Genomic DNA, 13,824 nt, shown 5'->3' on the forward strand with positions numbered 1-13,824 from the left:
AGTGTGTACTGCGGGCGGGGATTGTGCGTTCAGGGCGCCCAGGCCGCACGCGCAACTAGCGCGCGCCGACGATTTCGTCGGCCACCCCTAGCGCCAGCGCCATGATCGACAGCTGCGGGTTCACCTCCGGGCAGCTGGGCAGGATCGACGCGTCGGCCACCCAGACGCCGTCCACGCCGCGCAGCCGCCCGGTTTCGTCGACCGGGCACAGCTGCTCGTCGGCGCCCGCGGCCGCGGTCCCCGTGGGATGGAAGGCCGCCAGGTGCAGGCTTCGCGCGTCACTTCGGCCCAGCGCGTCGCGCAGCGCGGCCAAGGAGGTCACCGTCGGCGCGCCCGGCAGGCCGGTCAGGACCTCGACGGCGCCCGCGGTGAACAGCAGCCGGCCCATGGCCTCGATCGCAACCATCAGCTTGGCGGCGTCGGTCCGGGCGAGGTTGTAGCGCACCAGCGTCTCGCCGCGCATCGAGGCCACCGAGCCGACGCCCCGATCGGCCACCATCGCCCCGAACGTCGCGACCTGGGGCGCGCGGTCCAGCCAGCCGAGCAGCTCGGCGCCGTAGCCGGGATAGACCATCGAGCCCATCCCCGGCGGCGTGGAGGTCGCTTCGATCAGCACGCCGTGGGACTCGTGGAACTCGTGGACGGCCGCGCTCTGCAGCACCCCGTGCCAGGCGACGACGTCGTCGTCGAACCGCCCGGCCAGCATCATCGCCGGGTGCAGCGCGAGGTTTCGGCCGAGGCGGGGATGCGCGCCAAAACCGCTGCGCCGCAACAGCCCCGGCGTCTCGGTGGCCCCGGCGGCGACGACGACGGTGTCCGCAAGGACGTCCAGCGCGGTGCCGTCGGGTCGGCGGGCCCGCACGCCGCGGGCGCGTCCGTGCCGGTGCAGCACCCGCTCGACGCGGGCGTGCGAGATGATCCGCGCCCCCGCGGCACACGCCTGCGGCAACGCGTTGAGGTGCACGCCGAACTTGGCGTTTCGCGGGCAGCCGATCGCACACTGGCAACAGCCTTCGCAGCCCGGTGCGTTGCGCGGGATCGGCGCCGCGCGCCAGCCCAGCGTCGTCGCGGCGTCCAGCAGCAGCCGCCCGTTGCGGCCCATGATCTCCAGCGGCACCGGCGCCACCCGCAGCGTGCGCTCGACGTCGTCGAGGCGCTCGGCCAGCCGGTCCGGATCGGCCAGGTGCAGGCCGAAGTCCGCGCTCCAGCGCCGCACCACGCCGGGCGGCGGCCGGTAACAGGTGCCCGAGTTCACCACGGTGGTGCCGCCGACCGCCCGACCGATGGGCAGCACCACCGACGGACGTCCGAGCGCGACGGTGGCCCCCGCGCCGCGGTACAGGCCGGCGTAGCGGTCGATCGGGTGGGTGCTGCGGAACTCCTCGACCGTCCAGCGGCGTCCCTCCTCGAGCACGACGGTGTCGAGGCCGGCCCGCGCCAGGGTGCGGGCCACCATCGCGCCGCCGGCGCCGGACCCCACGATGACGGCGTCGGCGGCGACGATGGAGGGGCTCTCGGTCGACGGGGTGATGGTCAACGGCGCATCGGGACGCGCGATGTCATGTCGCTGGGCGCGCGAAAGCAGTTCCGGCGCATAGGTTTCCGCGCCATTGGCGAGCAACACGACCGCCTTCATGGCCTCGATGGCGGCGCCGGCGTCGGGGCCGAGCGCCGCGACCCGCCGCAGCACCCGGTCCCGTTGGCCGGCGTCGAGCCGCGACAGTGATCGGCCGCTGGTGAGGTAGCTGGCCGCGGCGACCGAGAGCAGTCCGGCCCGCACGGCCCACCGAGAGGTCGCGGGCAGCCGGTTCAAGTAGCGGTCGACGCGCTCGGCGAGCTGGGCCGGTGCCGGGCCGCCGGACTCCTCGGGGAGCAGCGCGGCGCCGAACGACGCGGCGAGACGGCTCATATGATTCGCCCGAGCCGGCGCCCCAACTTGATGAAGAACGGATAGGTGGCGAAGATGGCGCCCGCAGCCGCGTGCAGCGGCCAGCCCGCCCGCGCCGTGTCGACGCCGAAAACGCCGCTGTTCCACATGAAGTCGCGCCCGTTGCGGGCGCGGAAGGGCCGCCACAGCACTCCGAGGCCGGGCACGTTGTTGTAGAGCCCGAACGAGCCGCCGAAGAAGACCCCGAGCGTGGCTGCCTCGGCCAGATCGCGGCGGTCGGAGGGAAGTTGCCGCTCGATGAGCACTCCGGCGGCAACAAGCAGGGGCGGGTCGAGAGCAAAACTCACGTGGGGATCCTTTCGTTGATCTCCGGTGCGTCGGCGCCGCGCAGCCCGACCTCGGCATGCCCGGTTCCCAGCACCGACCAGTGCCGGTCGTCGACCTCGATGTGGATGTCGGCCTGCTCGGTGTTCGTGCACACCGCGCGGCCGCCGTCGGGGTCCGTGTAGCCCAGGCTCACGCACCGCTCGGGGGGTTGGTCGACCCGGATGAGCACCCGGCGACCGCCGATGCGCCCCTCCAGTTGCCAGTGCCGCACGCCCAGCGTCGTGCGCATCCTCAGTGACGGCAAAGGGCTTGTGGGCCAATCTTTTCCGTCGATGCGGAAGCGGACGAACGCCATCGGCGCGAGCCTGCGCAACCCCGGTTTGTGGGGGACGGCCGTAACCGCTTCCACGACGTCGCCGTTGCCGAGGTCGGCGTGAATCCATCCCCAGCGCCGGGCGTTGCCGTGCCCGTAGATGTGGGCGACGCCGCCGCGCCAGCCGTCGACCTGCACCGCGGCGTCGGCGACCGTCAATGACCCGGCGAACTCGGCGGTCGGCGCCAGGACCACCTGTGCGCCCGGCAACAGCTCGCGCTCCCAGGCCGCGCGCGGGAACGTCCACAGCGGCGTGCCGGCGTCCTTCCACGACAGGTCCCACGCGAGCGATCCGGCGCTGCCGGCCAGCCTTTCGTGGGACGCGCGCACCCCGGCGGCGTCGAACCAGGCAGCTCCCGCCGCGGGTGACGTGGGTTCGGGGCCGAACCGCTCGGTGCGCGGCGTGCCGTCGGGCGGGAACCAGGTCGCCCAGCCGTGGGCGTAGGGGGCGTCCGCCGCGTGCAGGGGGGCCACCGTCTCGCAGTGGATCCACAGCCCGGCGCGGGTCGCCGGGTCCGACAGGGTGGCGTACCAGACTTCCAGGCGGCCGGCCTTGCCCCGCCAGCGCGGGGCCGTGGCCGATCGCATCTCGTCGTCCATGTGCTCACCTCCGATTGGGACGCGCCGGTGGGCGTGCTGCCCCGCGCCCGGTTCGTCCACTATATTGGTTGAGCCAATGAACCAGTCAAGTGCGCTGCAGCCGCCGGATCGACAGCGGGTCGACGAACAGATCGCCGCGTCGATCGCCGACGCCATCCTTGACGGCGCCTTTCCGCCCGGATCCTTGCTGCCTCCCGAGCGGGAGCTGGCCGAGCAGCTCAACGTGAACCGCACGTCACTGCGGTTGGGCCTGGCCCGTTTGCAGCAGATGGGGCTCATCGAGGCGCGGCACGGCAGCGGCAACGTGGTGCGCGACCCCGAGGCGCTCACCCACCCCGCGGTGGTGGAAGCGCTGGTTCGCAGGCTCGGCCCGGAGTTCCTGGCCGAACTGCTGGAGATCCGGGCGGCGCTGGGCCCGCTGATCGGCCGGCTGGCCGCGCAGCGGGGAGCGCCGGAGGATGCCGAGGCGCTGCGCGCCGCGCTGGCGGCGGTGGCCGAGGCCGACGGTCCCGCGGCGCTGCAGGCCGCCGACGTCGCCTATTTCCGGGTGCTCATCCACGGCAGCCGCAACCGCGCGCTGGGTTTGATGTATCGCTGGGTCGAGCATGCGTTCGGCGGCCGCGAGCACGAGCTCACCGCCGCCTACGAGGACGCGGCCCCGGTGGTGGCCGACCTGACGGCGATCACCGACGCGGTGCTGGCTCGCAACGCCGAGGCGGCCGCCGCGGCGGTCGAGGGCTACTTAAACGCGAGCGCGCTACGAATGGTGTTGGCGTACAGGAAAACTCACGAGGCCTGAGCCGGGGCTCGGGCTATTCGGCGACCCGGGTGGCCGGGTGCACCGCGATGAGCCCTAACTTGCTGCGGCGCTTGCACATTGCCGCCAGCTCGGCGTAGGCCTTGTCCCCGAGAAGCTCCCTGAGCTCGTCGGCCATGCTTTCCCAGACCTGCTTGGCGCCGACGTGGGCGCCCGGATCGCCGGTGCAATACCAGTGCAGGTCTGCGCCGCCGGAGCCCCAGCCGCGGCGATCGTATTCGGTGACCCAGGTTTTGAGGATTTCGGTGCCGTCGGGCAGGGTCACCCACTCCTGGCTGCGCCGGATGGGCAGCTGCCAGCAGACGTCGGGCTTCATGGTCAGCGGCGCCACGCCCAGCTTGAGGGCCTTGGTGTGCAGTGCGCATCCCACGCCGCCGGCGAAGCCCGGCCGATTCAGGAAGATGCAGGCGTCCTTGTGCTTGCGGGTGCGGTACTGGGGCTGGCCGTCGTGCTCGTCGAGCTCCAGATAACCCTTGCGCCCCAAGCCCTTTTCGCGGAACTGCCAATCGTCGTCGGTCAGCGTCTTGACCGCATCGTCGAGCCGCGCGCGGTCGTCGTCGTCGGACAAGAACGCGCCGTGCGAGCAGCACCCGTCGTCCGGGCGGCCCTCGACCGTGCCGCGGCAGGCCGGGGTGCCGAACACACACGTCCAGCGCGACAGCAGCCAGGTCAGGTCGGCCGCGATCAGGTGCTCGGGGTTGTCCGGGTCATAGAACTCCACCCATTCACGGGCGAAGTCCAATTCGACCTCTTGACCCGGTTGCGGGTGCGAATTCGTCATTTGGTCAACGTTAGTCCACGATTCCGCCTGGTGACGCCGCTGACACACGGCTGCCCTCCGCGGCGCACCCCCTGCAGCCCGACTAGGTTGTTTCTGTGCGGTTAGGTGTGCTCGACGTGGGCAGCAACACAGTCCATCTGTTGGTGGTTGACGCCCACCGCGGTGGGCATCCGACACCCATGAGTTCGACGAAGGCCACCCTGCGGCTCTCCGAGTCCATCGACAGCTCGGGAAAGATCACCAAGCGCGGCGCCGACAAGTTGGTCTCGACGATCGAGGAGTTCGCCAAGATCGCGGACAGCTCCGGCTGCGAGGAGTTGATGGCCTTCGCCACATCGGCGGTCCGCGACGCCGAGAATTCCGACGACGTGCTGTCCCGGGTGCGCAAGGAGGCCGGCGTCGAGCTGGAGGTGCTGCGCGGCGTCGACGAGTCGCGGCTGACGTTCCTGGCGGTGCGCCGCTGGTACGGCTGGAGCGCAGGGCGAATCATCAACCTCGACATCGGTGGGGGCTCGCTGGAGTTGTCCAGCGGCGTCGACGAGGAGCCCGAGGTCGCGCTGTCGTTGCCGCTGGGCGCGGGGCGGTTGACCCGCGAATGGCTGCCCGATGACCCGCCCGGGCGTCGCCGCGTGGCGATGCTGCGCGACTGGCTGGACGCCGAGCTCGCGGAAGCCTGCGAGACGGTGCTGGACGCGGGCGCCCCCGATCTCGCGGTCGCCACGTCGAAGACGTTTCGTTCGCTGGCACGGCTCACCGGGGCGGCGCCGTCGGCGGCCGGGCCGCGGGTGAAGCGGACGCTGACAGCAAACGGCCTCAGACAACTCATATCTTTCATCTCTAGGATGACGACCGCTGACCGGGCTGAACTGGAAGGAGTGAGCGCCGAGCGGGCACCCCAGATCGTGGCGGGCGCCCTGGTGGCCGAGGCGAGTATGCGAGTGCTGTCGATCGACGAGGTGGACATTTGCCCGTGGGCGTTGCGGGAGGGTCTCATCTTGCGAAAACTCGACAGCGAGGCCGACGGAACTGCACTCGTCGAGACTTCGGTGCGCGATGCTGGAGGTCAGAAAGCTGATCGGAACGCCAACCGATCGAAGGGCGACAAATCATGAGCGGACCGCACTCCGAGACCGAGAGCCCTGGCACTCGGCCCATCTCGGTGGCCGAACTCCTGGCCAGGAATGGAACGATCGGCGAACCGTCGGTCACCCGGCGGCGCCGCCGTCGGCGCGGCGACAGCGACGCGGTCACCGTCGCCGAACTGACCGGCGAGATCCCCGTCATCCGTGACGACGAACTCGAACCTCCAGCCAACGCAACGGTCCAGACCGCCGAGCAGGTCACCGAGGAACAGCCCAAAGCCCCGTACTGGTCCGAACCCGAGCCGCGCTGGCCCAAGTCGCCGCCCCAGCCGCAACGGCTGACGGGGCCCGAGCGCAGCGAATACCCCCGACCCCTGCGGCACGCCGACGTGCCCGCCGACCGGACCGGCCAGTCCGGCGCCGAGGGCATGAGCCCCGACCCGGTCGACCATTACTCCGACATCCCGGTGGACGTGATGGACTCCGAGGTGCGCGAGGCCGAGCCGGCGTCCGAGGATTCCGCCTACGTGCGCTCCTACCTGCAGTCGGATTCCACGCTGTTCGGCGGGCAGACGCTGGCCGACGAGGTCGCCCGGCGCCGCGGCGCCGAGCGGGGCGCGGACGCGCTCGCCGAAGAAGAACGCCACGACGACCACCTGGGCACCGAGGCCGAGCGCGCGCACGAGGCGCCCGGCAGGCTGCAGACGTTGTGGCGCGGAACGCTGGTCGTGTTGCAGTCGATGCTGGCCGTCGCGTTCGGCGCCGGGCTGTTCGTCGCGTTCGACGAGCTGTGGCGCTGGAACAGCATCGTGGCTTTGGTGCTTTCGGTGCTGGTCATTCTCGGCCTGGTGGTCGGGGTCCGGGTGGTCCGCAAGACCGAGGACATCGCCAGCACGCTGATCGCCGTTGCGGTCGGCGCGCTGATCACCCTGGGACCGTTGGCGCTGTCGTTGCAGTCGGGCTAGGCGGCACCCACCGACAGTGCGCCCAGCCATCAAAGTCGGCCTATCGACGGCCTCGGTCTATCCGTTGCGGGCCGAGGCCGCCTTCGAATACGCGGACAGGCTGGGGTACGACGGCGTTGAGCTGATGGTCTGGAGCGAATCGGTCAGCCAGGACATCGCCGCGGTCAAGAAGCTGTCCCAGCGCTATCGCGTGCCGGTGCTGTCCGTGCACGCGCCCTGCCTGCTGATCTCGCAGCGGGTGTGGGGCGCCAACCCGATCCCCAAGCTGGACCGCAGCGTGCGGGCCGCCGAACAGCTCGGCGCCCAGACCGTCGTCGTGCATCCGCCGTTCCGCTGGCAGCGGCGTTACGCCGAGGGGTTCAGCGACCAGGTCGCGTCGCTGGAGGCGTCCAGCGACGTCAAGATCGCCGTGGAGAACATGTTCCCGTTCCGGGCCGACCGGTTCTTCGGCGCCGGCCAGTCGCTGGAACGGATGCGCCGGCGGGGCGGCGGACCGGGCCCGGCGATCTCGGCGTTCGCGCCGTCCTACGACCCGCTGGACGGCAACCACGCGAACTACACGCTCGACCTGTCCCACACGGCGACCGCGGGCACCGATTCGCTGGATATGGCCCAGCGGATGGGCGAGGGCCTCACCCACCTGCACCTGTGCGACGGCAGCGGCCTGCCCGCCGACGAGCACCTGGTGCCCGGGCGCGGCACGCAACCCACCGCCGAGGTGTGCCAGATGCTGGCCGGCGGCCGCTTCGCCGGCCACGTGATCCTGGAGGTGTCGACGTCCAGCGCGCGTTCGGCGCACGAGCGGGAAGCCATGCTTCTCGAGTCGCTGCAGTTCGCGCGCACCCACCTGATGCGGTGATCCGCGACAGACCACCCAGGAGAACATGAACGCCTTATTCACCACCGCGATGACATTGCGGGAGGCCGGCCCCGGCGTGTACGAGGGCGAGCTGGACAAGCACTGGACCATCGGCCCCAAGGTGCACGGCGGCGCGATGCTGGCGCTGTGCGCCAACGCCGCGCGGACCGCGTGCGGCCGGGGCCCCGACGGCCCCGAACGGGCCGTGCAACCGGTGGCCGTGTCCGCGAGCTTCCTGTGGGCGCCGGACCCGGGGCCGATGCGGCTGCTGACCTCCTTCCGCAAGCGCGGCCGGCGGATCAGCGTCGTCGACGTCGAGCTCATGCAGGGCGAGCGCACCGCGGTGCACGCCGTGGTCAACCTCGGCCAGCCCGAGCACTATCCCCCCGACGGCTCGCACGCGCCGCTGCTGTCGGCCAACCCGGTGCTGGACCTGATGGCACCCGAGCCGCCCGACGACGCCGAGCCGATCGGCCCGGGCCACCCGCTGGCCGGCCTGGTGCACCTGGGCGAGGGCTGCGACGTGCGACCGCTGCTCTCGACGATGCGGCCCCGCAACGGCCACCCGCCGGTGATCCAGATGTGGGCGCGCCCCCGCGACGTCGCCCCGGACGCGCTGTTCGCGCTGATGTGCGGGGATCTGTCGGCGCCGGTGACGTTCGCCGTGGACCGCACCGGCTGGGCGCCCACCATCCAGCTGACGGCCTTCCTGCGCGCCCTGCCCGCCGACGGCTGGCTGCGAATCATCGCCACCTGCGTGGAGATCGGGCACGACTGGTTCGACGAGGACCACATCGTCGTCGACCAGCTCGGCCGCCTGGTGGTGCAGGCGCGCCAGCTGGCGTTGGTCCCTGCCGCTCGCTAGCGCTCGCTGTCTGGAATGCTTTCTCCCATGGCGAGAATCGCGATCATCGGCGGCGGCAGCATCGGCGAGGCGCTGCTGTCGGGCCTGCTGCGGGCCGGCCGGCAGGTCAAGGACCTGGTGGTGGCCGAGCGAGTGCCCGAGCGCGCCAAGTACCTGGCGGACACCTATTCGGTGCGGCTGGCGTCGGTCGCGGAGGCGGTGGACTACGCGACCTTCGTCGTCGTCGCGGTCAAGCCGGCCGACGTCGAGACGGTGCTCGGGGAGTTGGTCCAGGCGGCCGGCGCGGCCGAGACGGACAGCGCCGAGCAGGTGTTCGTCACCGTCGCCGCCGGCATCACCATCACCTACTTCGAATCCAAGCTGCCGGCCGGGACGCCGGTGGTCCGCGCGATGCCGAACGCCGCGGCGTTGGTGGGCGCGGGGGTGACCGCGCTGGCCAGGGGCCGCTTCGTCACCGAACCCCAGCTCGAGGAGGTGTCGGCGCTGTTCGACTCCGTCGGCGGGGTGCTGACCGTTCCGGAATCCCAGATGGATGCCGTGACGGCGCTGTCCGGCTCCGGTCCGGCGTATTTCTTCCTGATGGTCGAGGCTCTGGTGGACGCGGGCGTCGCGGCGGGTCTGAGCCGCCAGGTCGCCACCGACCTGACCGCGCAGACGATGGCCGGCTCGGCGGCGATGCTGCTCGAGCGGATGGATGCCGAGCGCGCCATCGAGGGCGAGCCGCCGGGCATGCGGGCGGACGCGTCGGCGGCGCAGCTGCGCGCGACGGTCACCTCGCCCGGCGGCACGACCGCCGCTGCGCTGCGCGAACTGGAGCGAGGGGGATTGCGGGTGGCCGTCGACGCCGCCGTCCAGGCCGCGAAAAGGCGCTCTGAGCAGCTAAGAATTACATCGGAATAATTTGAGATTTCCGGATTGATTGTCCCTCACCAGTACCATTAACCCCACTAGTCCCGCTATTCTCCTCTTTGTATGCACGTGTGGGTGCCAGCGGAGGGGAAGCCGCTGGCATTGCGCGAGCCTGACACGATTGGGTTGCGATGACGTCTACGAACGGGCCATCGGCGCGAGATTCCGCTGCTAAGGGGCGGGACTCCGGTTCCGCTGATGGCCAGCAGGCCAGGACACAGTTTCTTACCGTCGCCGAGGTGGCAGCGCTGATGCGCGTCTCCAAGATGACCGTCTACCGCCTGGTGCACAACGGCGAGTTGCCGGCGGTCCGGGTGGGCCGGTCCTTCCGCGTGCACGCCAAGGCCGTCCACGACATGCTGGAGACTTCGTACTTCGACGCCGGCTGACCTGGGGGCCGTCGAGACGTCACGCGGTCGCCGGTTTGGTGTTCGGTGCTGCGGGCCGGGTAAAGTGGCGGGGTCTTTTGGTCATGTGAGCAGTCCCCGGTCAGATAGCGGAGTTCATGGGTTCAGTAATCAAGAAGCGGCGCAAGCGAATGTCGAAGAAGAAGCACCGCAAGCTGCTGCGTCGCACCCGGGTGCAGCGCAGAAAACTCGGCAAGTAAGCGCCAGCCGGCCCACGTCGACCGTCACGCCGCCTTAACGCCGTCGTCGCGCCAGCCCGTTAGGCTGTTTGAGTGGATCAGTCGAGCGGGGAAGGTGCCGGCACCAGCGGCACCGTGCACTACCCCAAAGTTGTGCTGGTTACCGGTGCGTGCCGGTTTCTGGGCGGCTACCTGACCGCGCGGCTTGCCCAGAACCCGTTGATCAAAGGGGTCATCGCGGTGGACGCGATCGCCCCCAGCAAGGACATGCTGCGCCGCATGGGGCGCGCCGAGTTCGTCCGTGCCGACATTCGCAATCCCTTCATTGCCAAGGTGATTCGCAACGGCGACGTCGACACGGTGGTGCACGCCGCGGCGGCGTCCTACGCGCCCCGAGCCGGCGGCAGCGCGGCGCTGAAGGAAATCAACGTGATGGGCGCGATGCAACTTTTCGCGGCCTGCCAGAAGGCGCCCTCGGTGCGCCGCGTGGTGCTGAAGTCGACCTCCGAGGTGTACGGGTCCACGGCGCACGACCCGGTGATGTTCACCGAGGACAGCAGCAGCCGCCGGCCCTTCCGCGACGGATTCGCCAAGGACAGCCTCGACATCGAGGGCTACGTGCGCGGGCTGGGCCGGCGCCGGCCCGACATCGCGGTGACGATTCTGCGGCTGGCCAACATGATCGGCCCCGCGATGGACACGACGCTGTCGCGGTATCTGGCCGGCCCGTTGGTCCCGACGATGTTCGGCCGGGACGCGCGATTGCAGCTGCTGCACGAGCAGGACGCGCTGGGCGCGCTGGAGCGCGCCGCGATGGCGGGCAAGGCCGGCACGTTCAACATCGGCGCGGACGGCATCATCATGCTGTCGCAGGCCATCCGCCGGGCCGGCCGAATCCCGGTGCCAGTGCCCGGATTTGGGGTATGGGCGCTGGATTCGCTGAGACGGGCTAATCGCTATACCGAAATCACTCGGGATCAATTCAATTATCTGAGTTACGGCCGCGTCATGGACACCACGCGAATGCGCACGGAGCTCGGCTTCCAGCCGAAATGGACGACCGCCGAGGCGTTTGACGACTACGTCCGCGGCCGTGGCTTGACTCCCATAATCGACCCTGATCGGGTACGCTCCCTGGAGGGTCGCGCCATAGCGTTAGCGCAGCGCTGGGGAAGCCGAAATGCAATTCCATGGGGTGGGGGCAGGTAGGTATCGTGGCGGGCGAAACCAGAGCGAACGTCATTCCACTGCATACGAATAGGGGTCGGGTAGCGGCTCGCCGGAGAGCCGACCAGAGGGCGGACTCGTCCCGTCAACACCCGTCAATGCTCGCCGATCCGCGAGGCCGCGCATCTGCCGAACAAATCGCCGCGGTCGTCCGCGAAATCGACGAACACCGCCGCGCGGCGAGCGCGACGTCAACCGCCGAGGCGCCGCTCAACGATCTTGCGCAACGGGTCGCCGCGGTCGCCGGCTTCCTGCGGCAGCGGCTCACCGGCGACTACACCGTCGACGAGTTCGGCTTCGATCCGCACTTCAACAGCGCCATCGTTCGGCCTTTGCTGAGGTTCTTCTTCCGGTCCTGGTTCCGGGTCGAGGTCAGCGGCATCGAGAACCTGCCGAGCGAGGGCGCCGCGCTGGTGGTGGCCAACCACGCCGGGGTGTTGCCGTTCGACGGGCTGATGCTTTCGGTGGCGGTGCACGACGAACATCCGGCGCAGCGGGACCTGCGGCTGCTGGCCGCCGACATGGTGTTCGACCTGCCCGTGGTCGGCGAAGCCGCCCGCAAGGCGGGCCACACCATGGCCTGCACGACGGACGCGCACCGCCTGCTGGCCGCGGGAGAGCTGACTGCCGTCTTCCCGGAGGGTTACAAGGGGCTGGGCAAGCGCTTCGAGGACCGCTACCGCCTGCAGCGGTTCGGCCGCGGCGGCTTCGTGACCGCGGCACTCCGTACCAAGGCCCCGATCATCCCGTGCTCGATCGTCGGGTCCGAAGAGATCTACCCGATGCTCACCGACGTCAAGCTGCTGGCGCGGCTGTTCGGGCTGCCCTATTTCCCGATCACCCCGCTGTTCCCGTTGGCCGGGCCCGCGGGCCTGGTGCCGCTGCCGTCGAAGTGGCGCATCGCGTTCGGTGAACCGATCCACACGAACGACTACGCCGCCTCCGACGCCGAGGACCCGATGGTCACCTTCGAGCTGACCGACCAGGTGCGCGAGACGATCCAGCAGACGCTGTACCGGCTGCTCGCCGGCCGCCGCAACATCTTCTTCGGCTAGCGCCCGTCGCCGCCTACTTGACGAGGGTGAACTGGCAGACGTCCGTGTAGTGGTCGCGGAACAGGTCCGAGCAGCCCCTCAGGTAGTGCATGTAGATGTCGTAGGTCTCCTGCCCCTTCAGGGCGATGGCCTCTTCTTTGTGTGCCTCGAGCGCATCGGCCCAGGTGTTCAGGGTGGGCACGTAGTTCTTGCCGATCCGGTGGTAGCGCTCGACCTTCCAGCCCGCGTTGGACGAGTAGTGGTCGATCTGCGGGATCTGCGGCAGCCGGCCACCCGGGAAGATCTCCGTCAGGATGAACCTGATGAAGCGCAGCAGGCTCATCGGCGCTGTCAGGCCGAGCTCCTTGGCCTCCTCGGGGCTGGGCACGATGATCGTGTGCAGCAGCATCCGGCCGTCGTCGGGCGTCAGGCTGTAGAACTTCTTGAAAAACGTGTCGTAGCGCTCGAATCCGGCGTCACCGGCGCCGTCGGCGAAGTGCTCGAAGGCGCCCAGTGACACGATGCGGTCCACCGGCTCGTCGAATTCCTCCCAGCCCTGGATGCGCACCTCCTTGCGGCGCGGGCTGTCCATCTCCTCGAACTTGGCCTTGTCGTGGGCGTACTGGTTTTCGCTCAGCGTCAACCCGATCACGTTGACGTCGTACTCGGCGACCGCGTGGCGCATCGTGGATCCCCAGCCGCAGCCGATGTCGAGCAGCGTCATGCCGGGCTCGAGGTTGAGCTTGTCCAGCGCGAGCTTGCGCTTGGCGTACTGCGCTTCTTCGAGCGTCTTGGTCAGGTTCTTGGGGTCAGGGTTCTCGTCGAAATAGGCGCAGCTGTAGGTCATCGACGGGTCAAGCCAAAGCTTGAAGAACTCGTTGGATTTGTCGTAGTGGGATCGGACTGCTTCGACCGGCGGCTTCAGCTGTGTGCCACGCGATTCATCCTGTGACATGGAAATCGACCCTACTTTCCGGCTGATATGGATGCGACTGCGGCGACGGTTTCTTCAGCGCGCGCGTCTTCGTGTGAGGCTTCCCCCAGCATCGTAACGATGCTAGTGACGACGGGATCACCGTTGGCGTCTGTGACTTCGCTGCGGATCTCGACGACGACGGCGCCGTGGGATTCGATCACCGAGTCCAAATAGGTGTCGAAATACAGCCTGTCGTTCGCAAGGATCGGGCGGTGAAACTGAAACTTCTGGTCGCGGTGCATGACCCGGGCGATGTTGATCGGGATGTCGAACTTGGTGAAGATCTCCAGCTGCACACGGCGTCCCGCAACGGCCAGGAAGGTCAGGGGAGCCACCAGCGCGTCGTAACCGGCATTCGCCGCGTCCGTCTCGCTGAAGTGCGTCGGGTGGTCGTCCTGCACCGCGGCCGCGAACTCGCGGACCTTCTCGCGTCCGACCTCGAAGTAGTCCGGTGCCCGGTAATGGCTACCGATCAGGTCTTGGGTGCCTTGGGGGAGTACTGACATGCCGCTTGCTCTCCGCTCGATTACATCTA

At 69.5% G+C, this 13,824-nt stretch carries 16 protein-coding genes; 10 read left to right on the forward strand and 6 right to left on the reverse strand.

What is annotated here, in order from left to right; all coding sequences use genetic code 11:
• Positions 1-55: 55 nt before the first annotated feature.
• From N415_RS12175 to N415_RS12185, 3 genes are read right to left on the reverse strand one after another with little or no spacing between them, the layout of a single operon-like run.
• Positions 56-1,909 (reverse strand): GMC family oxidoreductase, encoded by a 1,854-nt coding sequence (locus N415_RS12175; protein WP_068181543.1) that lies wholly within the window; start codon positions 1,907-1,909, stop codon positions 56-58.
• Positions 1,906-2,235: a hypothetical protein gene (locus N415_RS12180; RefSeq protein WP_068181546.1), complete on the reverse strand. Its 330-nt coding sequence runs from the start codon at positions 2,233-2,235 to the stop codon at positions 1,906-1,908. The genes N415_RS12175 and N415_RS12180 overlap by 4 nt, the downstream gene beginning before the upstream one ends.
• Positions 2,232-3,188 (reverse strand): hypothetical protein, encoded by a 957-nt coding sequence (locus N415_RS12185; RefSeq protein ID WP_068181548.1) that lies wholly within the window; start codon positions 3,186-3,188, stop codon positions 2,232-2,234. Before N415_RS12185 ends, N415_RS12180 begins: the two co-directional genes overlap by 4 nt.
• A 76-nt stretch (positions 3,189-3,264) precedes the next feature.
• On the opposite strand from N415_RS12185, the gene N415_RS12190 reads away from it, so the two are divergent.
• Complete coding sequence (locus N415_RS12190) at positions 3,265-3,987, forward strand: GntR family transcriptional regulator (protein WP_068181551.1); 723 nt, start codon at positions 3,265-3,267, stop codon at positions 3,985-3,987.
• A gap of 13 nt (positions 3,988-4,000) precedes the next feature.
• Here the strand turns inward: N415_RS12190 and N415_RS12195 are convergent, their stop codons facing one another.
• Complete coding sequence (locus N415_RS12195; protein WP_068181553.1) at positions 4,001-4,786, reverse strand: hypothetical protein; 786 nt, start codon at positions 4,784-4,786, stop codon at positions 4,001-4,003.
• A gap of 95 nt (positions 4,787-4,881) precedes the next feature.
• Here N415_RS12195 and N415_RS12200 point away from each other — a divergent pair, with 95 nt between their 5' ends.
• From N415_RS12200 to N415_RS12235, 9 genes are all read left to right on the forward strand, one after another.
• Positions 4,882-5,898: a Ppx/GppA phosphatase family protein gene (locus N415_RS12200; RefSeq protein ID WP_068126571.1), complete on the forward strand. Its 1,017-nt coding sequence runs from the start codon at positions 4,882-4,884 to the stop codon at positions 5,896-5,898.
• On the forward strand, positions 5,895-6,833 hold the full coding sequence (locus N415_RS12205) for a hypothetical protein (protein WP_068181556.1): 939 nt from the start codon (positions 5,895-5,897) through the stop codon (positions 6,831-6,833). The genes N415_RS12200 and N415_RS12205 overlap by 4 nt, the downstream gene beginning before the upstream one ends.
• 16 nt (positions 6,834-6,849) lie before the next feature.
• Positions 6,850-7,692, forward strand: coding sequence for a sugar phosphate isomerase/epimerase (locus tag N415_RS12210; RefSeq protein ID WP_068181560.1), 843 nt, complete (start codon positions 6,850-6,852; stop codon positions 7,690-7,692).
• Between the two features lie 25 nt (positions 7,693-7,717).
• Entirely contained in the window at positions 7,718-8,557 is an 840-nt protein-coding gene (locus N415_RS12215) for a thioesterase family protein (protein ID WP_068181562.1), read from the forward strand.
• 27 nt (positions 8,558-8,584) lie between these two features.
• Positions 8,585-9,457, forward strand: a complete 873-nt coding sequence (proC, locus tag N415_RS12220; RefSeq protein ID WP_193376439.1) for a pyrroline-5-carboxylate reductase — start codon at positions 8,585-8,587, stop codon at positions 9,455-9,457.
• 140 nt (positions 9,458-9,597) lie between these two features.
• Entirely contained in the window at positions 9,598-9,855 is a 258-nt protein-coding gene (locus tag N415_RS12225) for a cell division/environmental response transcriptional regulator (RefSeq protein ID WP_067152205.1), read from the forward strand.
• Positions 9,856-9,971: 116 nt separating this feature from the next.
• A complete protein-coding gene (locus N415_RS30620; RefSeq protein ID WP_003402602.1) occupies positions 9,972-10,073 on the forward strand; it encodes an AURKAIP1/COX24 domain-containing protein in 102 nt (33 codons plus the stop codon).
• A 72-nt stretch (positions 10,074-10,145) separates the two neighbouring features.
• Positions 10,146-11,261 carry an SDR family oxidoreductase gene (locus N415_RS12230; RefSeq protein ID WP_068114096.1) on the forward strand — a complete coding sequence of 372 codons (1,116 nt, stop codon included), beginning with the start codon at positions 10,146-10,148 and terminating at the stop codon, positions 11,259-11,261.
• Positions 11,243-12,334, forward strand: coding sequence for a lysophospholipid acyltransferase family protein (locus N415_RS12235; protein WP_068181568.1), 1,092 nt, complete (start codon positions 11,243-11,245; stop codon positions 12,332-12,334). Before N415_RS12230 ends, N415_RS12235 begins: the two co-directional genes overlap by 19 nt.
• A gap of 13 nt (positions 12,335-12,347) precedes the next feature.
• Here the strand turns inward: N415_RS12235 and cmaA2 are convergent, their stop codons facing one another.
• Together cmaA2 and N415_RS12245 are read right to left on the reverse strand one after the other, a co-directional pair.
• Entirely contained in the window at positions 12,348-13,274 is a 927-nt protein-coding gene (cmaA2, locus tag N415_RS12240) for a cyclopropane mycolic acid synthase CmaA2 (RefSeq protein ID WP_152531341.1), read from the reverse strand.
• A 5-nt stretch (positions 13,275-13,279) separates the two neighbouring features.
• Positions 13,280-13,795: a MaoC family dehydratase N-terminal domain-containing protein gene (locus N415_RS12245; protein WP_068181571.1), complete on the reverse strand. Its 516-nt coding sequence runs from the start codon at positions 13,793-13,795 to the stop codon at positions 13,280-13,282.
• Positions 13,796-13,824: the final 29 nt, after the last annotated feature.

Source organism: Mycobacterium sp. UM_CSW, from assembly GCF_000455205.1.
Taxonomy (GTDB): Bacteria; Actinomycetota; Actinomycetes; order Mycobacteriales; family Mycobacteriaceae; genus Mycobacterium.